Genomic DNA, 22,997 nt, shown 5'->3' with positions numbered 1-22,997 from the left:
TAGTTGTTTTATACAAGTGGCAAAAACAGTTGCCTAAATTTTATTATTAGTGGAATACCTCTTGCGATTATCCAGATGGTTAGTGCTATAAATATGGCATAAAGTTTAAAATCAAGAGAGTCTAACCAAAATAAAATGGGCACAAAAACGAGAAAAGTTGCAAAAAGTAAAACGTTTCTGAGATATTTCATTTTACCTAATCCTTTAAAAATACCATCAAAAATAAAAGCTAAAGCACAAAATGGTTGCATTAATAAAACGACCCAGAACACTTCATAAAAAACGCTTAACACATTTGGGTCTGAAGTAAAAATGCGGCCAAGCGGAAAATAAAAAAGAGCCCCGATACAAGCGGTTACAGCTCCAATAACAATTCCATACTTAATGAGTTGATTGCTCAGTTTAATTAATAGATGATAGGACTTGGCTCCATATAATTTTCCTGACAAGATATTTCCGGCGCTTGCATACCCATCAATAATAAAGGCCCCTAAAAACCATAAATTAATGGCAATAGTATAGGCTGCGATATATTCTGATCCATAACTGGTAGCAAACGCACTTGCAAAATATAAGGTAACATTTAAGGCAATCGTTCTAACAAAAAGATTAAGTATCATAAAAATAAACCGTTTTATCTCTTGGTTAAAAGGGAAGTTTATTTTTAAAGGGATTATTGTTTTTTTAAGTATAAAATAGGCCGAACACAAGGCCATCATGAATTGTGAGAACACACTGGCGTAAGCAGCCCCTTCAATATTCATGGGCTCCAACATCCCTTCAATACCATATACTAAAACAACATCTAAAACCACATTAATAACCGCGCCTAAAATAGCTATTATCATTGGGTAATAGGTGTTTTGAAGGCCTCTGAAAGCACCAAACACTCCAATAGTAAAAAGGGTAAAAGGAAAACCGAACACCCTTATTTTATAGTAAATAACACTATAGTCTAAAATTAAATCTGAGGCATTATAAAGTTTAAAAATAGATCTGGCAAAAGGATATGTAAATAGGATAATTAAAATACTAATAGATGTAATGATAAAGATAGCTTGAGCCGGAAGATTTTTTATTTGGTCTATTTTATTGGCACCCACATATTGGGAAACTATAGATGAAATAGCGCTGCGGGTTTGGCCTAAAACCCAAATAAGCATGGAAAGAAAAGTGCTTACAATACCTACGGCTGCCAAAGATTCTGTGGAGTTAATGGCCATATTACCCACAATGGCAGCATCGGTTAAGGATAGCAAAGGTTCTGAAATCCCAGAAATTAAAGCCGGAATTGCTAATTTATTTATGTGTTTAAAGCTGATGTCTAAGCTCATAAGACTAGTTCATAACAGTAAAATGGATGCTCACTTTGATTTGGAAACCTTATTTCTTCAAGGCGTTTATAGCCTCTAAGTTCGTAAAATTTTTGATTTCTTAAATTTTTTGAAAAGGTATCTAATCTGATAGAGTTAAACTCATTTGAAATGGCATAAGTTTCAGCAAAAGCCATCAATTGCTGGGCATATCCTTTTCCTTGGTGTTCAGGATGAACGGCTAAACGATGAATGTACAAGTTCTTTTTGCTTTGTGTAAGCCATGAAACGGGCATATATTCCTTGTCCATTAATGTAGATATTGTAACACATCCAATAAGTTCAGAATCAAACGCAATCACATATAATTCCTCACGTACCACATCTTTTTTAAAAGCATTTTCATTTGGATAAAAGTCATTCCATTGAAAAATGTTGTTTTTAATCATGAGCTCGGTGCATGCTTTTGTTATTTTTAGAATGCGATTAATATCTGTATGATTTCCTTTTCTAATCATTATTATGTTTAATTTTGTGTCACATTTTTATTGTAAATTTAATTTTTTAAAACTTTACTCATGAAAAATATATTAGTGCCAGTTGGAACATCAAAAAACACCCTTAGTCATCTTCAGTATGCAGTAGATTTTGCGGAAGCTTTTGGAGCTAAACTTTATGTTGTACATATATACAAAGTGTTTACTAAAGCTGGTACTATGATTAATTTGGATCATATTTTAGAACGAGAAAGCAAGGAGTATTTACATGATCTTATGTCAAAAATTAATACTAAAAATGTGGAGGTTGTGACTAAAGCATTAAAAGGAAAAGTAGTTGATGTTTTAGAATTGGTCAGCAGAGTGGCGAATATTGATCTAATATTAATACAACCCAGAACGAATTCTGTAAATGATGAAGTTTTTTTAGGGGAGACTTCAGGAAAGATAATAAAACAAATGAATGGTCCCGCTTCACTCATTGTGCCAGAAGGATACACTTTTGAACCTATAAAACATATTTTAATGGCTATGAAATCGGCTATTATAAGAAAAGAACATGTTTTAGAGCCGCTTAAATCTTTTAAAGATAAATTTAAATGTAAAATTGATTTGTTATTGGTAAAAACACCCTATCATAACGAAGGTGATTTTGATGTTAACGATGAATTAAAATCAGTAGTTGATGAGATTTCTACTACAGAAAATGCGACTACATTTCAAGGTGTGTTAAGGCATTATGAATCACATAATCCAGACATGCTTTGTGTTGTAAGACGTAAAAGAGGATTTTTTATGAAAAAGTGGGAAAAAAATGTAATTTTGAAAAAGGATTTTTCAAGTTCAATACCTGTTTTAGTTCTAAGTGAATTAAAATAAATTTATGGGGATGTAGCTCAGTTGGCTAGAGCGCTTGGCTGGCAGCCAAGAGGTCGTGGGTTCGAGCCCCATCTTCTCCACAGATTCAAAACCCTAACAATAGTTAATCAATTAGTTAGGGTTTTTTGTTTTTATATTTAGCCCACAATTAGCCCATCTTAAGATTAAAATACTCAAATACAAAATATACCTGAGTCTAGTTTATTAGAGCGAACAGAAAAAATGTCGAATCATTTATCAATTTTTTAATAGAAAAATCATTACTAAAATCTTAATTAGTCTCAAACACCTATGATTAAATTAAATATTTTAACTTTATAGTGTTAAAAGTAAGCTCAATAACATAGAGTATAGTTTTTAGACAGTCTAAATCCTTCATTATAAAAAATATGAAAATATTTCATGCGGCATTCTAAATTAAATATACCAGCACTTCCTTCAGATCTTATTAGAAGACCGCATCTTCTCAAAATATTAGAAAATAAAAGGGCCATACCATTAATTTTGATCTCTGCACCTGCAGGTTATGGAAAGAGTATACTTATCAGTCAATGGTTAAAAGAGACAGAAAGCACTAATGTATGGCTTTCAATAGATGAAACAATGAATGATACATCTATTTTTTTAACCTATATAAGTGAGGCGCTGAGCAAATTTAGTTCTGTTGAAAAACAATCATTAAAAAATTTGGATAAGGATTACAATTTTATTTCGTGGCCGTCCATTATTGAAATTATTGTTAATTCACTCAACTTATTGGACGAGCACTCCATCCTGATTTTGGATGATTACCATTTAATAAAGAACCAGGAGATTCACCAGTTAGTGCAAGTACTGATCAGCGAAGAGATAAAAAATTTACAGGTGGTTATCATAACCCGTTGGGATCCACCTTTTAAATTACAAAAACTACGGTTATATAATAGGCTATTTGAACTCAGAATGTCGGACCTCAGATTTGACAAAGATGAATTAACTCAGTTTTTGGCATTATATAGAAATATTAGACTCAAAAGTGACGTAATCGATAAGATTATAAAGCGCACAGAGGGATGGATTTTGGCTATCAGAATGATATTATTGGCCAGGTCATTTCCGATGGAGGATAATAAAATGAAGGACATCGAAAACATTTCAAGCAATCTAGATCAGTTGCTTTCTTATATAAGTCTTAATCTAGAACCTGACTTTTTTAGGCAGATGCAACTTTGTGCACTTTGCGATCGATTCAATGTTGAGCTTATCGACTCCATTTGTGACTTTGCTTATGAAAGTTCCTGTAAAGGAGAGGTTTTCCTTGCTAAACTAAAAGATCTTAATTTTTTCATTATCGCTTCCGATGAGGAAGGGGGTTGGTATAGATTTCATCATTTAGTTGGGGAAACTCTAATGCGAAATCTAAAAAAAAGTGATCCTAATAGCATTACATCACTTTATACTCACATCAGTGAATGGTTTTCTGATAATGGTCTGATTGATGAAGCCATCAACTACGCTATCAAAGCAAATAACCATGCTTTAGCATGCTATCAAATCACAAAGCATAGTGAAAGCGAATTGAATAAGGGCCAATGGTGGGTTGTGCAGCGCTGGCTTGATCTGATTCCTCGGCGAATTCGGAATATGAACATTGAGATAATGCTGACAGAATTACTGGTGTGCGAAGAAACGTGGAACATAGAGGATTTTTCGTCCATCCTGGACACACTAAAATCAATTGGCATTGAGAATTCAAATGATAAGAACATTTCCCTATATCTGTTTCATTTAGGGTACTTTCTAACGTTTGTCAAACCTGACCCAAAACAAGCGTTAGAATCAATCGAACAATCTAAAGCGCTATTCTATGATGAAACTTACATGTTTGGCGGACGCAGGGAATTGGTCTTGGCTTGTTGCAGACAGATGCTTGGTTTTGCCCCTTTGGCATTGCAGACTCTTGAAGAGATTCTAGAAAAACTCGGGCTTTCCTCAAAAATGCATTCACGCCCCATACACGGTAAAGTGCTCGTTCATATACTTTCTGGAAATTTTAATTCAGTAAATAGTGACGCAAAAAAGTTGCTGTTTCATGTTCAGGATTCTGATTTACTGCATGCAAAAGGATGGGGTTTGTATTTTATAGGTAATGCTGCCTTTCAATCTAACAATGAATATGAAGCAGTAAACGCCTTTAAGGAAGCGCTGGCATTAGAGGGTGTTTTTAATTACAGGACTTATTTTGATGCACTGGCGGGGTTAACGCTGATAAGCTCATTAAAAAAAGATGAAAAGGCAACTGCTTCATTTCTTGACCAAATGAGCCGATTGGCCACAAAACTAAAAGACACAAAGTTCCAAAATTACCACCGCTCTGTACAAGCAAGAGTCAACTGGCATTTTGGGCAAGGGGATAAAGAAATTAGTTGGGCTATTTCTGACTGGGTGAAACAGCATCCGTCCTCGTATTTATTTTTGATAGATGTACCTGAACTTACCAAGATAAGGATCTTGGTAAGTTCAGGTACTAATGCTCAGGTTAAGGAAGCGATTTCTGTGCTAGAGGAAGTGGGAGCCATTCTGAAAAGTGTAAATAATGGCTATCAGCTGGTAGATATTTTGATGCTCAAAGCGATGGCATTTTTCCGTTTCAGAAAAGAAAATCTTGCTGCCAAATGGTTAGAGGAAGCGCTTATACTGGCAGAAAAGAAAAATATGATCAGGCCTATTTTAGAAGCTAATTTGGTTATGCCTTCTTTATTTAGTGTCCTGGAAGACAATGCTCCTTATCGCATTTTAACTCGTATAAACTTCGATTATGCAGCTCAAAAAAGACCAAAAGAAGATTTGAGCCATGTCCATGTTTTAACGCTTCGGGAGCAAGAAATCATAAGACTTATCTATAAAGGTTTTAGGAATAAAGAAGTTGCGCAACAGCTTAATATCTCCATATTAACTGTTAAGACGCACTTGCGCAACATTTATAGTAAACTCGACGTCTCCAATCGTACTGCTATGATAAATAAAATATTAGAGAAGAATCTATTTAAGCTCTAGTACTCCTTTTATACCTCTTTCGGGGTATTAATTTTAAGAAACACATTCATATCTTTCCAAGTCCAATAATGACGCATGGAATTGATAAAAAAAGATTCTAATAAAGGTTCGGTTTTTCAAATTGAAGTTGCAGGAAAAATTAATACGTCTGTAATCGATTTTATGGACGATTTGGGATTTCGTATAAAAAATAAAAAAGGAGAAAACACCTTTGTAGGTTGGCTTCCAGATCAGACGGCTTTGTTGGGTTTGCTTGCAGGCTTGACCGATCTTCGCTGCGAAATTAAATGCGTTCGTGATTTGTTAAAATAAATAAATTCTATAAACAAAAAAATGAATAAAATACTTTTAACCTTATTTATTACCGCACTTATTTTTAGTAGCTGTAAAGAAACAACCACTGAAAAAGGAACAGATCCTAATCAAGAATTTGACATCGTCATTTTAAACGGTCGGGTAATGGACCCGGAAACCAACTTTGACGGTATCAGAAATGTCGGAGTTAAAGACGGTAAAATTGCGATCATTACCGAAAGTGAGATTATAGGTAAAGAAACCATTGACGCCAGTGGTCACGTTGTTGCACCAGGTTTTATTGACACCCACTATCATGCCACCGACGTATTCGCTACCAAAATGGCATTAAGAGACGGTGTCACTACAGGTATGGACCTTGAAGCCGGTTCGTTCAATGTAAAAGCGTGGTACGACGAGAAAGCAAAGACAGGGTGGCAAGTCAACTACGGTACAACAGCCAGCTTGTTATTTAATAGAATGGCTGTGCATGATCCTGATGCGGAACTTAGCGGTCCCGTCGATTTTTCTACTGTTCCAATTTATGCAGCCAAAGCTTTGACAGATGGAGTTCAAGGTTGGGCAGATACTAATTCCACTATCGAGGAAATGAATAAAGTGATGCAATTAATGGATGAAGATCTGCGACAAGGAGCCATTGGTGTTGCTGTGCCCGGCGCATATATGGCCAAGGGAATGACCAGCTACGAACTTTTTGCCGCACAACGGGCCGGCGCGAACTATGGCCGTCTAACATCCGTTCATACCAGGTATCATCTTATATCAGAAACACCCACCGAAGCTCCAATAGCCTTCGACGAGGTGTTTACCAATGCAATGTTGTTAGACGCTCCCTTATTGATGGCGCATAACAATGATTATGGGTGGTGGGAAATTGAAGAAAAATTGCAATTGGCAAGAGAAAAAGGATTGAATATGTGGTCTGAGTATTATCCTTATGCTGCCGGATCAACAGCGATAACAGCAGCATTTTTAAGCCCTTCGGAATGGGTAGAAAAGCGTGGTTATAAATACGAAGAAACCATCTACGACCCTGTTGACGATCAATACCTTACCAACGAAACGTATGCTGCGCTGATGAAAAAAGATCCAGGAAGATCGGTTGTGGTTGAATTTCCTTATCGAAAAGCGTGGATGAATCACTGGTTGGCAATTCCTCACATGACTATTGCGAGTGATGCGATGGCAGGCGTTGGCGCAGATGGTACTTTATTGCCATGGGATGCGGATTGGACTGAATACCGAGGCCACCCTCGTACCTCTGGCTCCCATGGTGCGGTATTTCGATTGGCTCGCGAACAAGGCATCCCGCTTATGTTTACTATTTCTCAGGCAAGTTATTGGCCAGCCAAACACTTAGGAGATTCTGGGCTTGAGTCCATGATGCATAGAGGCAGAATTCAAATTGGAAAAGTGGCTGATATTACCATTTTTGATCCTTTATCTATTACGGATAATTCAAGCTTCAAAGTAGGCGAACATGGAACACCAACTACCGGTATTCCTTATGTAATTGTAAATGGTGTTATCGTCGTAAAAAACAGCGAAGTATTACCTGTAAAGCCAGGCAAAGAAATTCGTTTCCCAATCGAAACCAAAGGAAGGTTTAAGCCAATTTCTAAAGAAAAATGGTTAAATGAATATACTATTGGTCTAAATCCAGAGGTTGTGGAGATGCATTTAGATGATGACTCTGGTGCGGGAAAAGCAGTAAAGAAAAATTAACTAGAAATTAAAATTCATAACATGAAAAAAACACTTTTTACTCTCTTTATTTCGGCACTTATTTTCAGCAGCTGTAAGGAGAAAACCACTGAAAAAGGGGCAGACACCAACCAGGAATTTGACGTAGTCATCCTTAAAGGACGCGTCATGGACCCGGAAACCAACTTTGACGGCATCAGAAATGTCGGAGTTAAAGACGGTAAAATTGCGATTATCACAGAAGCTGAAATCTCTGGAAAAGAAACCATTGACGCTACCGGACATGTTGTTGCTCCCGGTTTTATTGATGGGCATCAGCATTGTATAGAGCCCTATATGTATAACCTCATGCTGCGCGATGGTCGAACCACCATTATGGATTTGGAGGTGGGAGCCTACGGACCCAAACTAGGTGAGTGGTACAAACGCCATGAAGGGAATACTCCTTTAAATTATGGAGTTGCCGTAGCACATGAGTTGGCACGTGCAGCAGTACTTGATGGTTTCAATGAGTGGGAATTCTTGTATACCATGGATGCTTTAAAAACCCGTGTAAAAGATGGTTGGTCTAAAACAAGACCAAATTTGGAGCAAGGAAACGAAATTTTAGCACAAATGGATGAAGGGTTGCGTCAGGGAGGTATTGGTATAGGCTCAACGGTGGGTTATATGCGCGAGGGGGTATCCACCCGTGAAATTTATGAATTGCAAAAATTAGCAGGTGCCTATGGCCGTCAAATAGGTATGCACTTTAGAGGCACCCCAGGTAACGATGTTGCCGAGGTGAATGGTATACAGGAAATGTTAGCCAATGCGGCTGCCCTGGGCGCACCAGCTATTGCCATCCATTTCAATAATCCCGGATACAATTTGGTACACGAATTATTGGTTAAAATGCGTGAGCGTGGCCACAATGTATGGGGTGAAATATATCCTTATGCAGCAGGATCCACCGCTTTAAATGCCGTTTTTCTTGAGCCCGATGTTTGGGTAAAATCTTTAGGCAACAAATACGAAGAAACCGTGCAAGATGTAGCAACTGGCGAATTCTATACTCAGAAAAGTCGAGAGGAAATGTTGAAAAAAGAACCCACAAGAGCTGTTATCGTTTACAAAATGCCTGTGGAAGCCATTGTTGACTGGCTAAAAATGCCAGGGGTGGCCATTGGTAGCGATGGTATGCCATTAATTCCATATACGGGTCTGACCAGAAATACACCTTTTGAAGACTTACCGAATGTCCATCCTCGTACTTCTGGCGCGTTTGCTAAAACATTGCGTTTAGGCCAGGACAATAACATTCCATTAATGCAATTGGTATCCATGACCTCTTACAATTATGCCAAGCCATTAGGCGAGATGGGTTTAAAAGCCATGCAGGTGCGTGGTCGTATGCAGGAAGGTATGGTGGCAGACATCACCATCTTCAGTCCTGAAAATGTGAAAGACAATGCAACTTATGCGAATGGCACAACCCCATCGACAGGGATTCCTTATGTTTTAGTTAATGGAGTTGTTGTTGTAAAAGATTCCAAAGTCATGCCTGATACTGTTAATCCGGGTCAAGCGATCCGTTTTGAACCTGTAGAAGAGAGTAAATTGGTACCTCTGGATATTGAGAGTTGGCAAAAAGAATTTTATGCTGTACCACATGATTTTGGTGGAGCTGGCTTAAAGTGATACAACTTTAATAATTGAGGGGGGCATAATATCTCAAAAAAACTAACTAATTAATAAACTTAAAGACTCTTTAAAAATGAAAAAATTGCTACTTGCATGTATCCTTTGTGTCCTCAGTTTAGGACTGTTTGCTCAGGAACAAGCCAAGCAAATCACCCTGTTTACCAATGTACAAGTCTTTGATGGACTATCCGATAGACGGTTAAAGGCAGATGTTTTGGTAGAGGGCAACCTCATCAAGCAAATATCAAAAGAACCATTGATGGTTGTGCAAACCGATAATGTTAGCATTATTGATGGGCAAGGCATGACCCTTATGCCCGGTCTCATCGACAACCATTGGCATACTGTATTTAATTTCTGGTCGATAAGCAAACTTTTAAATACAGATTTAGCTCACCTCGGCATCAATGCAGGCCACCATTCGGGAAAAACCCTGTTAAGAGGATTTACTACGGTGAGAGATATTGGCGGCAATTCTTTTGGTGTAAAAAAGGCTATAGATGAGGGTACTATTTTTGGTCCTAGGATATACCCTTCAGGACCCACGATTAGCCAAACTTCGGGGCATGGCGATTTTCTGGCACCCAATGCAGTTCCTTCTAACCCGGATCAAGCATTAGATTACATTCAGAGAACAGGCCATACAATCATTGCGGATGGAGTGCCGGAAGTGACAAAAAGAACCCGTGAGGCACTTAGAATGGGTGCTACCCAAATCAAAGTGATGGCTGGCGGTGGAGTATCTTCTTTGTATGACCCGCTCGATGTTACCCAATATACCAAGGCTGAGGCCGAGGCTATGGTTGAGGTCGCCGCAAGCTGGAACACTTATGTCGCCATCCATGCCAATACCGATGATGCCATTCAAATGTGGGTAAGAGCTGGTGCAAAATCCGTCGAACATGCTTTTCTCATCACCGAAGAAACCGCTAAACTCATGGCCGAGAAAGGTGCATGGTTTAGCATGCAGCCCATCATAAACGATGAAGATGCCATTCGATTTGAAGACCCGATAAGCACAGCAAAATTTGTTGAAGTAACGGATGGTCTCGACAATGCGATTGCTTTAGCTAAAAAATATAAAGTGAAAACCGCATTCGGTACGGATATTCTCTTCGATGCAGAGTTAGGCGAAAAGCAAGGAAAATTGCTTACTAAACTGAAAAGATGGTACACCCCCTACGAAATCCTGAAAATGGCCACTTTCGACAATGCCGAATTGGTGAAACTCTGTGGCCCTCGAGACCCCTATCCACACCCCATAGGCGTTATCAAAGAGGGTGCTTATGCGGATCTGATATTGGTGGACGGCAATCCATTAGAGAACATCGATTTAGTTGCCGATCCCGAAAATAAATTTAAGGTGATCATGAAAGACGGTGTTCTATATAAAAACAATTTAAAGTAAATCATTATTTTAATAGAAATCGAAAGAAATGAAAAGAAGAAAATTTGTTACACTATCTACAGCTGCCAGTGCTGCTATAGCATCAGCACCTCTGTTTTCATTCTCTTTAAACAATGAAAACAAATTAAAAAAAAATAAAAAATTAAGAGTCTCTTATGTTGGCTTTTTCCATGAAACCAACACCTATTTAACTGAAGGTATGGGTGAAACCACGCTCGACAGAATGCGCACGTTCCGGGGCGATCAGATTAAGAATATGTTGAAAGGGACTGCTATTGGAGGAGCGGTAGATGTTTGTGAAGAAAAGGGATGGGAGCTACTGCCGGGTCTCATGTACTATATAGACTGGTGCTTTAGCACAGTGAGCGATCAGGCTTGGAAAGATGCGAAAAAGGAGATTATGGACACGCTAAAATTACAGATGCCCATGGACATTGTTTACCTTGGTGTTCACGGTGCCGGTATGGTGAACAGCACGCACGACCTTGAAGGAGACTTAGCGGAGTCGGTCAGAGAACTGGTCGGAAAGGACACCATGATTATTTGGTCGGGCGACCTGCATGGCAAGATTACCGATAAAATGAAGGACAATATGAATTTCTTCAGTGCCTGCAAAGAATATCCTCATATGGATATGAATGCCTGCGCACGTGATGCGATGTATCGTGGCGCTGCCATCCTTGCAGGAGAATCACATCCTACCCCAGCCTATCGCAAAGTGCCCCTGATGATGGGGATGAGTAATACCGAAGAGGTGGGTACTTTTGCCAATCAACTTAAAGAAAAGTGTATTGAAATAGAAAAACGGCCAGGGGTTCTCAACTGCTCTGTGATGCATGGTTTCCCATATCAGGACAGCAATTTTTGTGGTGTGTACCCAATGGTCACTACCGAAAATAACCTCAAACTAGCAGAAGAATTGGTGAACGAACTAGCGCAGTGGATATGGGACCATAGGAAAGAGTCCATCATCCCATTAGAAAATTTGGATAAAACGATGAGCACTGTGCTGGCCATGCTCGAGAAGGACGGCCACTATGTGCGTAGATTGCCAACGAAAAACGATATCATCGACCATACTCCCATAGTTATTGGAGACGCTGCGGATAATCCGGGTGGCGGAGCTGGGGGTGGTGGAACCCATCTGCTGAAGGCTCTGATGGAGACAAAAGGCTTGGGGAAAGTCGCTTTCATGTCCATACACGATCCGGAAACCGCAAAGGCAGCAGTCGCAGCCGGTGTAGGAGCGACAATCGATGTGAACCTCGGGGGAAAATATGAGACATTGGCGGGCGAACCAATCAAAACAAAAGCCTATGTCAAGTCCATTTCTGATGGGAATGAGACCGTTCGTGGGGGGACCGCTTTCAATGGCCCATTCCAGCTTGGCCCTACCGCCAGGTTGGTCATCGAAGCGGAGAATACGGTGGATGTCATTGTTATTTCCGGCCTATGCCAGACCTATGATGATACACAGGGACGGCCACATGGCATCATCATTCAGGAATATGACGTTATAGGGGTCAAAAGCGGGATGCACTTTAGAGCATTCTATGAAAATTTCACCGACAAGTTACTGCTCGCTGATGTCCCTGGAACCACTAGTCGCGATATTACACTTTTTGAGCATACCCAGCTAAAGTATCCTATCTACCCGCTCGACGAAAACGCAACTTTTAATTTAAAATATTAATGTAAATTGAGATAAACACAAGTATTAATTATAAAAAAAAGACAACAAGAAGCTAAAGAGGAAATTGACAAAATGTTTAAATTCGTAAAAAAGTATAATGCTAAAATTATAATAGTTAGTGATTATGTTGATAATGGAGAACAGAAAAAAGGACAATCTTATGAGTTAAGAAATCGATTAAAATGGTGGACAGTTCCTGAAATTCTGAAACAAGCCACTTCTGGAAATGCAGACATCCTAATAGTTAACGGTAACCCAGTAGAAAATTTAAATAAGTAGGTATGAAAAAAACACTATTAACACTTTTAGGAATAGTATTATTAATGTCCTCTTGTAAAGATAACGATAAAAGCAATAAAGAAACGCTTTCATCCACTTCTGAAACAACCCTCTATTTTGGTGGAGACATCATTACCATGGAAGGGGAAGAAGCACAGTATGCAGAAGCCGTTGTTAGAAAAGGAGATCATATTGTTTTTGTAGGTTCTTTAGAGGCTGCAAAAAGCCAATTTCAAAATGCAGCACCATACGATTTAAAGGGAGCAACAATGCTTCCAGCTTTTTTAGATGGACATGGTCATCTTTATTTGGTTGGAATAACATCTATGTTTGCCAATATTCTACCCCCACCAGACGGTCCAGGTGCTGATTTCAATAGCATAGTAGAAACATTAAATGAATTTAAAGACCTAGAAGAAGGAAAATGGGTATTAAATAAATTCGGATGGATTATTGGAAACGGCTATGACGATTCACAACTAACGGAAAAAGATCACCCTAAAGCTTCAGATTTAGATAAGGTGAGCAAAGAATATCCCGTAATCATCATGCACCAATCTGGGCATTTAGCCTCCATAAATACTATAGGATTAGAACTTATGGGGTGGACATCAAAGGATACGCCAAATCCTAAAGAAGGAAAGCTAAGACGAAATATGGATGGAACGCCTAATGGTGTGTTAGAAGAAAATGCAGTATTCACAACTCTAGGTAAAGTGCTAGGCAATACAGACGATGAAGTAAATGCCAAAGCCGTTCACCTTGGTCAACTTCAATATGCACAAAATGGTTACCTAACCGCTCAAGAAGGAAGATCGGCCCCTTCTCAAGTCAATGGCATTATCAAAGAAGCAAATGCAGGAAATCTATACATCGATGTGGTTTCCTATCCAGATATGCGTATGAAAGGCGCTTATGATTTATTTAAGGGCGACTATTATAATCATGAACATACCTATAAGAACAATTTTAGACTGGGTGGCGTTAAATTAACGTTAGACGGTTCACCACAAGGCAAAACAGCCTGGTTAACCCAGCATTACCATACACCTCCTCAAGGAGAGAATTCCGATTATTTAGGTTTTCCTATTTTGGATGATGAAGCGGCAAACCAATCTGTTGCCGATGCATTTGAAAACAAATGGCAACTATTATGTCATACCAATGGGGATGCAGCTATAGACCAATATTTAAATGCCGTTGAAAAAGCCCAAGTTAAATACAATTACGATAACCATAGAACGGTTATTATTCACGGACAAACCATTAGAAAAGACCAAATAGAAAGAGCAGCCAAACTAAATATTGATGCCTCTTTATTCCCTATGCATACTTTTTATTGGGGGGATTGGCATGTAGAGTCTGTTTTAGGACATCCAAGAGCTGATTATATCTCGCCTACTAAAGATGCGATAACGGCAGGACTAAATATTACTTCACACCACGACGCCCCTGTTACTTTTCCTAATGCTATGCGTGTGCTAGATGCCACTGTAAATAGAGTAACTAGAAGTGGCAAGATATTAGGACCAGAACAAAGACTATCCCCTTTTGATGGATTAAAAACCCTCACAATTTGGGCTGCCTATCAATATTTTGAAGAAGATAAAAAGGGAACCATTACAACTAACAAATATGCAGATTTTGTGATTTTAGATAAAAATCCAATTAAAATAGATCCATTGGAAATTCACAACATTAAAATAATAGAAGCTATTCGACGTGGAAAATCAGTATACAAACACAATAATTAACATTTAAATAACAAGAAAGATGAAAATAAATTTGAAACTATTATTTACTGTAATAATCTCGGCATTATTTGCAGTTCAACCGGCATTTGCTCAAAAACAAAATGTTGAAGCTCTTTCTAAAAAGATTGAGAAACTCACAGAGAAGTTAGCGGGTCGCATTGGAGTGGCCGCACAGGAAATTGGCTCTCAGGAGACGATCACCATAAACGGCGATGAACTGTTTGTGATGGCGAGTACCTACAAGGTTGCGATTGCCGCTGCCGTGCTGGATCGCGTGGACAGGGGGGAGCTGCGGCTCGACCAGATGGTCGATGTCACACTCGATATGATGATGATCGGGGACGCTGCGCTTAATGGCAGATTCGTTCACCCTGGGCTCCAGTTGTCGATCGCGAACCTGATCGAGGTGATGATCACGGAGAGCGACAACACGGCGACCGACATCTCAATGGGGCTGGCCGGTGGCCCCGCGGCAGTGACCAAATATCTGCGCAGGATTGGGATCAGCGATTTCAGGGTCGATCGGCCGACAGGCGAGATCATCGGGGAGTTCTATGGTTTGCCGGGACCGGCCACACATAAACTCGCCACAGAGGTCTTCAAGGCCCGGCCGGAGCTCTTGAAGATCCAGGGTGACCGCAATCTGGACTTCGAGGCAGATCCACGTGACCAAGCAACGCCCCTTGCGATGCTGCAGCTCCTGCTTGCCATTGACGGTGGCAAAGCAACGAGCTCCGAGAGCCGCGACTTCCTGATTAATGTCATGTCGCGCACGCGCACGGGCTCTGGCCGGCTCAAGGGGCTGCTGCCCAAGGGAACGCCCGTAGCGAACAAGACCGGAACCATAGGGGGAGTGGCCAACGACGTCGGCTATATCACGCTACCCGATGGCCGACGTTTTGCAATTGTGGTGTTCACCAAAAGCAGTACAACATCCGAAGCCGATCGTGATCGGGCCATTGCAGAAGTTACCCGGACTTTGTACGATTTTTATTATTTAAAGCAATAAGACAAACTCAACTAATAATATTTAAAAACAAGAACCATGAAACAAAAAATGAAACTATTATTTACTTTAATAATTTCGCTATTATTTACAGTTCAATCTGCAACTGCTCAGAAACAAAAAAAGATGAGTGAAAAAAAAGGCCAAGCAGTCTTCGATGCAGTCATGAAGGAAACTGCTGAACTGATAAAGGAAATGCGTATACCGGGACTTGCTGTCGGTGTCATCTACGGAGACAACTCCTACAGCGCCGGACTCGGTGTCACCAAGGTAGGCACCGACGAAGCCGTTACCCCTGATACCCAATTTCAAATTGGCTCTGTGACAAAAACCTTCCTTTCTACGGTGGCCATGCAGTTGTCCGAAGAGGGCAAACTGGATTTGAACGCGCGTGTGGTGGACATCCTGCCGTGGTGGAGGGTTGCTGATCCCGATGCTACTTCCAAAGCGCGGGTCGTTGACCTGTTCCACCATCGCGCTGGCTGGTACGGCGACCATGGGTTCCTTCGTGTTCCTTCGGGTGGATCGATCAGCGAGAAGGTCATGCTCCAGGGGGCTTACATCCCACAGATCTATCCGTTCGATCAAACCTGGATGTACAACAACACCAGTATCACCTTCGCGACCCATGTGGTGTCGCATGTCGGCGGAAAGCCGATCGAGACCCTGATCGAAGAACACCTGCTGACCCCGCTTGGCATGAATGCATCATCCTTTAATTACGACGACACCCCTCCGGCTAAAAATTATGCATGGGGTCATCCGCCGATCTACGGGGAAGGCAGCATCAGTGATCTAAAGCCGTACTACATTCCGTTGATTAGAGAGTCCGCAGCCTCCGGCGCACTCCGATCTACGGTTACCGACATGCTGAAATACGCCCGCTTTCAGTTAGATGGAAAGGATGCTTCAGGGAACCAACTAATGTCCAAGAAAGCGCTGGACTATGTCCACGCTCCGGCAGTCGAGGCTGAGGCCGGCGACTTTACCGGGCTGACATGGTTCGTCCACGACTACAACGGGGTCACCAGCCCCAGCCACGGGGGAAATTGGCCCGGCACACGTTCTTTTCTGCAGCTGATCCCTGATCGCGACTTTGCCGTGGTGGTTTTGGTCCACAGCGATCGCGGAGCCGAGGCCTACAAAAAAGTTGCGAACGCAATGGTCAAAGCCTTCACAAAAATCGAGGCCAAGTCTCCGGTCGCAGCAGGCGTTGATCCGTCTGTGCTCGACCCATTCGTTGGCGTCTTCAAGGGCAATTCCCAAAACATCGAGATCAAGAAAGAGGGTGACAAATATGTGTTTGTCCAGTCCTCCTTATTAACCAAGGGATCAGATCCCGCGCCTGCCAATGTGGCCAACACGGCCGATGGCTATTTCATCATCACCGAAGGCCCAAATGAGGGATCCCTTGGCGAATTACTCAAAGATCCGTCTGGCGAACTCAACTACGTGCGATTCAACCACCGAATTTTTATTCGAGGCGAAGGGGCGGTCGACGAATTCCCGGTCTCCGGATCGGTATTCGACAAATAAAATGCTCGGTAGCGGATATTAGGTCTGAAAGAAAAGATGGGAAAACCTTTATTAAAAAGATAAAAGATTATGAGAACCAAAACAATACTCATTTACTTGCTCCTATGTTCTAGCATTTTATATGCACAAGAAACAGAAGAAGGTGAGAAAAGCGCAGCAGATATTGCCAAAGAATTGGCAAATCCCAACACCGTTTTGGGTAGTATGAACTTTAATTTCGATTATATCAATTATCAGGGAGATTTGCCCGATGCAGGTAGCCAAAATAGCTTAACCCTAGGTTTTCAACCTGTCCTTCCCGTGCCATTGAATAAGACAACGAATCTTTTTGTAAGACCCAATATCCCCCTATATATTACGCAACCTACCTATGGAGCGAATGGGTTTGAAAATCAGGGATTCGGTCTAGGGAATATCAGCGCCGATATTGCGGTAGGAAAAACATTTCCATCAAAAACTGTTGGGGTACTTGGTGTATTTGGTAGTTTTCGTACGGCAAGCGATGAGGCCTTACGATCTCCTTATACCTTAATAGGTCCTGAAATTGCCGTTGGACAAATCTTTAATTGGGGAGTACTTGGACTATTGGTAACCCAAGGATGGAGTGTAAATAAAATAGACGCAACTTCTGCTGATAGTTTTTCTATATTGGGCAACGATGTATTTCTTGCTTCAGAAGGAGGTGAATCCGCCAGTATTACTTCCGGCCAATATTTTTATAACATTAATTTAAAAAATGGCTGGCAGATTGCTGGTTCGCCAACCTATTCCTATAACCACAAAGCGGCAAAAGGAAATAAATTAACACTACCTATTGGTGGTGGTGTAAACAAAGTGATGTTTTTTGGCAAAATGCCTGTAAAATTTAATTTACAATATTGGTATTATGTGGTATCTCCAGATGCCTTTGGTCCACAACATCAAATACGTTTTACTATTTCGCCTGTTGTTCCATTACCTTGGTAAAAATTTAAAAGTACAAAGTATGAAATAAATTAAATAAATATGAAGTACACTATTTTCTTTTTTGTTTGTTTGTTGGGAATAGCACAGTTATCTGCACAAGATCAAGATAGCCTGAAAACTAAAAACCAGCAAGTACTGTCTGATAGAGCAGAATTAAGAGATAATCTAACGATCCTTACCGGACAGGATTTGATTGATGATAGTTTTCCTAGATCGTTTCCAATTTTTGGCACAGGGGTGCGCATGTCTTTTTATGGTTATTTAAAATTAGATTACCTACAAGATTTTAATGGCATTCGCAATGATCGCTTCCAAACACAAATACAGAATGTGCCGGTAGAGGGCGATGGTTTACCTGTAGAATCAGGATACAATAATTTAAGTACCCGTGAATCTCGTTTCGGGTTTGATGTACGCACCAAAAGCCCAAAAGGAAAACCCATAAGAGTGCTTCTGGAAATGGATTTTTACAATACTTCGGATGGGCCATTTAATCAGAAACCAAGATTACGGCATTTCTATGTAACCTATGGTAAATGGTTGGCTGGAAGAACTTGGGACATCCTTACCGAACTAAAATCTGTACCTGCAACGTTGGATTTTGGTGCCGGTGATGCCTTGGCAGGTGGTCGAAGAGCACAAATTCGTTATCAAGACAAAATTTCCGAAAACTACAGTTTTGCTGCTGGATTGGAAATGAATGAATTTATGGATTTAGATGGAAATGGTTTTGCGGGAAAGGGGTCGAGCAGTTTGCCCATGTTGTCTGCGCGTATTTCCAGAAACTTAGCCAGAGGTGGAATCATCACTTTTGGAGGCAGGATTTACCAAGTCCGTTGGGATGGACAAGATCAAATACCCAACGATGCCAAAGCGGCTTACGGAGTCGTTTTGGCAGGAAGATATTATGTTACTAAAAACAGTTATGTCATCTTAAATGGGTCTTATGGCGATGGTTGGGGAAGCTCTATTGTTTCCCAGATAGGTACCAATTCCACCGGTGTTTTAAATCCCAACGGAAAAATCGAAACCCTTGCCTCAACCAATCTTATCGGGGGTTTTGGTATAAGTTTGACAGAAAAACTAATAACCAACGGCTTAATAGGCTATTCCAATTTAGAAAAATCGCAATGGAAAGATGATAATGCCTTCAAGGGAGGTCTCACCAGTAATTGGAATTTCACCTATTTTATTGAACCTAATCTCATGTTAGGAACCGAAGTAATTTATGCTCAACGAGAAAACCAAAATGGAAACACAGGAGATGCTTGGCGTTGGCTGACTTCTATAAAATATTCATTTTAATTCATAAATCTAGATGAAAAAAAATAAGAACCAAACACTTTATCTTGATTTTGCTGAATGAGTTTTTAATCTTTACCAATAGGATAGAGTATTAATTTCATTCAAATAATAAAAGGAGTAGATATGCAAAATAGAGACAAAATTTATTTACAAATTAAAAAGACTTGTAGTTATCACTATCGGGACAGACTTTGCTTGGGGAAATGGTAAAGATTTTGCTTTTTACATCGTTTTTGGAGCATCCTGGCAATTAAAGAACAAAAAATACGTATTAAATTTAATACTAATAAAACGTTGAGAATTAGTCAATATGAAACACACACTTTTTTTTATCTTATTTATTATTTTTGCTCCCTTAGTTTTTTGTCAAGAAAACAGAGAAGTCAAAAATGAAGTGGGCTTATTTATAAGCGACCTTATCAATGGAACTTATTCATTTACCTATGAACGTGCAATGGGCAAACATATTTCCGTTGGTTTAGGATTTGGAATTAAAGCTGATGATGGATTTATAAAATTTTCTGGACTTGATACCGACAATATTAAGACCGCTGATATCTCATATACCGGTTTCAAAATCACTCCCGAAGTTCGATATTATATACATCAAAAGGGCAATGCTATGTTTACTGGATTTTATTTTGGCGCTTATACCAGGTTAGTAAATTATAAAACGGATTTATCAGGCATTTATATTGATAGTCAAGACGTTTCGCATTATTTTTTGTACAAAGGTGATATCGATGTAAATTCGGTTGGCTTTATGATTGGTTATAAATTGCCTGTCACAAATCACTTAAAAATTGATTTCTTAATTGCCGGTCCAGGAGCAGGATATTTCACTTTTAAATTAAAAGATGTTATTCCACCACCAGATGAATTTTATGATGACCTTAATTCGGCACTTGAAAAATATAGTTTTCTAGATTTCCTTAATGCTGATTTTCAATTTAAAAAAACTAATCTGAAAGAAAAGCTAACTTTACCATCATTTAGATACGGTTTGTCAGTTACTTATTCATTTTAAGGATGTTTAACCAATTAATTAAAATAAAATGACAAAAAAAATATCGTTTTTAGTAATACTTATACTTTTCAGTGTTAATACATGTTTTTCACAGGAAAAAAGTAAAAGGGAATTAAAAAAAGAAGCAAAAGAGAATGAAAGACTTGTTAAAGAACAGCAAATTGCAAAGCTTATCGACAGTAAAATCTTTGTCTTTAATGCCAGAACTGCTATGCCCTCAGGTGGGAGATCAATAAACTTGACCAGCTCATATAGTGTGAAATTTCAACCAAACTTAATTGATAGCCATTTACCGTTTTTTGGCAGGGCTTTTAGCGCCCCATACGGCGCAGAATATGGTGGTTTGATTTTTAAAGGAGAACCTCTGCAGTTTATTATAAAAAAGGGAAAAAAAAATTACATAATTAATATAGAAGTTAAAGATAAGAATGAAACATATAGCCTTACGCTTACTGTAGGTTTGAGAGGAAGTGCATTACTAAGAGTTAACTCTAATAATCGCAGTCCTATGTCTTTTAATGGTGATATTGTTGAATTATAAAAAAGGATTCACAAGGATATAATTATAGATAGCATTTATATTTAACAAATGAAATTTTTATAAAACAATACAACTTGTTTTTTAAAAGCGTTGAAAAGAAATTTATTATATAAAAATGAAAGCAACATTAATATTTATACGCAATACAATTAAGAAAGTATTGTATTTTTAATTATCATTATAACTAAAAACAAAATTAAAATGAAAAAAACAATTTATTCTATAATGGGTTTAACTACTCTACTTGTATTCAACAGTTGTTCTAGTGTTAAAGTTCTGGATTCTTGGAAGGCAGAAAATGTCAGTTCTATTAATGACAAAAATATAATTGTAATTGCCAGAACAGAAAATAATCAAGCTCGAATTGCTTTCGAAAATGAAATAGTAAATCAATTAACAGCAAAAGGACTAAAAGCGACTGCAAGTTTTACAAAATTCCCCAAACTTAACCCCGACGAAAAAGTTAGTGAAGATAAACAGGAACAAATAAAAAACTTGTTAATAAACGAAGGTTTTAACGCTGTGGTACTGACCGTTATTAAAGATATTAAAGAAGCTACCAGAACAGTCACTGAAGGTGGGTATTATGCTGGAGCAACCCTTTATCCAAGATACTATCGCGGTTTTTATGGGTATTATTACAACCCAATGTCTTATTCTTCTTTTGGAAATTACGTGCCAGAGACCTCCACAACCTTTACCTCTAAAACTTTTGTTTTAGAATCTGTTGCCTACAATTTAGCAGAACCAGAGGACAAACAATTAATTGCTGTAGTTACAACACAGATTGAGAACCCTTCAAATATTACTAAAGTTGCCCAGGAATACGTCAAAGCAATAACAAAAAGTCTTGTTAAATAAAGGGGGATTATCCATAAATTTTAAATTCTAAAAAATCAAAGCTTATGAAAAACAAAGAAAAAAGTTTTATGATGTTATTAGTTGTATTACTACTAAGTAGTTATACATCTTCTTTTTCTAATCTATCTCCTAATCAAAAATCATTTGAAGGATTGTTTCAGGAAGTACCTGTTTTACCAGTAGGTACAATTTTATTCATTAAGTCTACGAAAGGAATATCAGCAAAAAATTTTAATGCTGGTGACAATTTCTTTGTGGAGCTTGATAAAGATGTTACTTCAAAAGGGAAAATAGTTATACCGAAAGGTACAATTGTTCAAATGAATGTTCTTGTTTCAGATAATACAAATCGTAGAGGAAGTACTTTTGGGGTTACTGTCGGAGGGTTTATTATAGACAATTATCTTCAAGGTGTGCAAACTGAAACTAAAGTAGTAACTACTGAAGCACAAACAGGTAATACTGTTAGAAAAGCAGCAATTGGAGCTGGTATTGGAGCTGTATTTGGCGGTGGCAAAGGTGCGGGCAAAGGTGCTGCCATTGGAGGTGCCATGGGATTACTTACTCCTGGAGAGTCTATTTATTTTCCTCCAGGGACAGAAGCCACATTTCAATTAACAAAGCCATTAAAAGTAAATTGGCTTTGATACTTATTTAAATTATGATTTTTAATTCAATTCACTCTTTTAACAATAATTATGATAGATGAAAGTCCAAAACAAAAAATAGCCTCAAAACTTGAAAAAATGTTTCAAGTAAGATATTTGGCTTTAATAGTTTCCTTCTTTCTTATGCTTAACGGTATTTTGGCTATAGCATTAGGAGTTAAACATTTGTGGGAGACAGTATTAATCCTTTTTGGTAATCATGATAAAGGTGCTGGTAGTTCTATTATAACATCTATAGATACGTTCCTTTTTGCTCTGGTAATATTGATTTTGGCTGGTGGTATTTTTAAGTTATTTGTAGGAAACCAAAATACATTTAAGGAAAGTGCGGTGTTTTCTAAACTAAACAATTTTAAGGATTTAAAGGTCTTGCTCTGGGAAACTATCTTGTTGACTTTAACCGTTTGGTGTGCTTTAGGCTTTTTTATAGATTCTGATAAATTACTTTATGAACAATTAATTTTACCTTTTACAATCCTTTTATTGGCTTTAGCGTTAAATTTTATAAAAAAAGGAGAACATTAGC

At 38.9% G+C, this 22,997-nt stretch carries 20 protein-coding genes and 1 tRNA gene; 19 read left to right on the top strand and 2 right to left on the bottom strand.

The features are described from left to right. Positions 1-8: 8 nt before the first annotated feature. Together V8G56_RS00610 and V8G56_RS00605 are read right to left on the bottom strand one after the other, a co-directional pair. Complete coding sequence (locus V8G56_RS00610; RefSeq protein ID WP_395436499.1) at positions 9-1,334, bottom strand: MATE family efflux transporter; 1,326 nt, start codon at positions 1,332-1,334, stop codon at positions 9-11. Then, positions 1,331-1,831, bottom strand: a complete 501-nt coding sequence (locus tag V8G56_RS00605; protein WP_395436498.1) for a GNAT family N-acetyltransferase — start codon at positions 1,829-1,831, stop codon at positions 1,331-1,333. The genes V8G56_RS00610 and V8G56_RS00605 overlap by 4 nt, the downstream gene beginning before the upstream one ends. A 60-nt stretch (positions 1,832-1,891) precedes the next feature. Between V8G56_RS00605 and V8G56_RS00600 the strand changes: the two genes are divergently transcribed. The 19 genes from V8G56_RS00600 (at position 1,892) to V8G56_RS00510 (ending at position 22,996) form a co-directional block, all read left to right on the top strand. Next, entirely contained in the window at positions 1,892-2,689 is a 798-nt protein-coding gene (locus tag V8G56_RS00600; protein ID WP_395436497.1) for a universal stress protein, read from the top strand. Positions 2,690-2,695: 6 nt separating this feature from the next. After that, positions 2,696-2,769, top strand: a tRNA-Ala gene (locus V8G56_RS00595). 322 nt (positions 2,770-3,091) lie between these two features. Beyond that, positions 3,092-5,725, top strand: coding sequence for a LuxR C-terminal-related transcriptional regulator (locus tag V8G56_RS00590; RefSeq protein ID WP_395436496.1), 2,634 nt, complete (start codon positions 3,092-3,094; stop codon positions 5,723-5,725). Between the two features lie 75 nt (positions 5,726-5,800). Next, entirely contained in the window at positions 5,801-6,037 is a 237-nt protein-coding gene (locus V8G56_RS00585) for a hypothetical protein (protein ID WP_395436495.1), read from the top strand. A 21-nt stretch (positions 6,038-6,058) separates the two neighbouring features. After that, positions 6,059-7,765, top strand: a complete 1,707-nt coding sequence (locus tag V8G56_RS00580) for an amidohydrolase family protein (RefSeq protein ID WP_395436494.1) — start codon at positions 6,059-6,061, stop codon at positions 7,763-7,765. Positions 7,766-7,786: 21 nt separating this feature from the next. After that, positions 7,787-9,424, top strand: coding sequence for an amidohydrolase family protein (locus V8G56_RS00575; RefSeq protein WP_395436493.1), 1,638 nt, complete (start codon positions 7,787-7,789; stop codon positions 9,422-9,424). A 76-nt stretch (positions 9,425-9,500) separates the two neighbouring features. Then, positions 9,501-10,835, top strand: coding sequence for a metal-dependent hydrolase family protein (locus V8G56_RS00570; protein ID WP_395436492.1), 1,335 nt, complete (start codon positions 9,501-9,503; stop codon positions 10,833-10,835). Between the two features lie 28 nt (positions 10,836-10,863). Further along, on the top strand, positions 10,864-12,528 hold the full coding sequence (locus tag V8G56_RS00565; protein ID WP_395436491.1) for a M81 family metallopeptidase: 1,665 nt from the start codon (positions 10,864-10,866) through the stop codon (positions 12,526-12,528). Positions 12,529-12,600: 72 nt separating this feature from the next. After that, complete coding sequence (locus V8G56_RS00560) at positions 12,601-12,807, top strand: hypothetical protein (protein WP_395436490.1); 207 nt, start codon at positions 12,601-12,603, stop codon at positions 12,805-12,807. Between the two features lie 2 nt (positions 12,808-12,809). Continuing rightward, positions 12,810-14,561: an amidohydrolase gene (locus V8G56_RS00555; RefSeq protein WP_395436489.1), complete on the top strand. Its 1,752-nt coding sequence runs from the start codon at positions 12,810-12,812 to the stop codon at positions 14,559-14,561. A gap of 19 nt (positions 14,562-14,580) precedes the next feature. Continuing rightward, positions 14,581-15,570, top strand: a complete 990-nt coding sequence (bla, locus tag V8G56_RS00550; protein ID WP_395436488.1) for a class A beta-lactamase — start codon at positions 14,581-14,583, stop codon at positions 15,568-15,570. 36 nt (positions 15,571-15,606) lie between these two features. Further along, entirely contained in the window at positions 15,607-17,103 is a 1,497-nt protein-coding gene (locus V8G56_RS00545) for a serine hydrolase domain-containing protein (RefSeq protein WP_395436486.1), read from the top strand. A gap of 69 nt (positions 17,104-17,172) precedes the next feature. Further along, entirely contained in the window at positions 17,173-18,069 is an 897-nt protein-coding gene (locus V8G56_RS00540) for a hypothetical protein (protein WP_395436485.1), read from the top strand. A gap of 39 nt (positions 18,070-18,108) precedes the next feature. Beyond that, positions 18,109-19,374, top strand: a complete 1,266-nt coding sequence (locus V8G56_RS00535) for a DcaP family trimeric outer membrane transporter (protein WP_395436484.1) — start codon at positions 18,109-18,111, stop codon at positions 19,372-19,374. 310 nt (positions 19,375-19,684) lie between these two features. After that, positions 19,685-20,401, top strand: coding sequence for a DUF3575 domain-containing protein (locus tag V8G56_RS00530; protein ID WP_395436483.1), 717 nt, complete (start codon positions 19,685-19,687; stop codon positions 20,399-20,401). Positions 20,402-20,429: 28 nt separating this feature from the next. Continuing rightward, a complete protein-coding gene (locus tag V8G56_RS00525) occupies positions 20,430-20,942 on the top strand; it encodes a DUF4251 domain-containing protein (RefSeq protein ID WP_395436482.1) in 513 nt (170 codons plus the stop codon). Between the two features lie 201 nt (positions 20,943-21,143). Continuing rightward, on the top strand, positions 21,144-21,803 hold the full coding sequence (locus V8G56_RS00520) for a hypothetical protein (protein WP_395436481.1): 660 nt from the start codon (positions 21,144-21,146) through the stop codon (positions 21,801-21,803). A gap of 44 nt (positions 21,804-21,847) precedes the next feature. Beyond that, a complete protein-coding gene (locus V8G56_RS00515) occupies positions 21,848-22,450 on the top strand; it encodes a hypothetical protein (protein WP_395436480.1) in 603 nt (200 codons plus the stop codon). 51 nt (positions 22,451-22,501) lie between these two features. Next, the gene (locus V8G56_RS00510) at positions 22,502-22,996 is read left to right on the top strand and encodes a YqhA family protein (RefSeq protein ID WP_395436479.1); all 495 of its coding nucleotides are present in this window, start codon (positions 22,502-22,504) and stop codon (positions 22,994-22,996) included. The last annotated feature ends 1 nt before the right edge of the window (position 22,997 follow it).

It is taken from the genome of Gaetbulibacter aquiaggeris (assembly GCF_044003965.1).
GTDB classification, from domain to species: domain Bacteria; phylum Bacteroidota; class Bacteroidia; order Flavobacteriales; family Flavobacteriaceae; genus Yeosuana; species Yeosuana aquiaggeris.
This window is presented reverse-complemented; position numbering and strand designations above follow the sequence as displayed.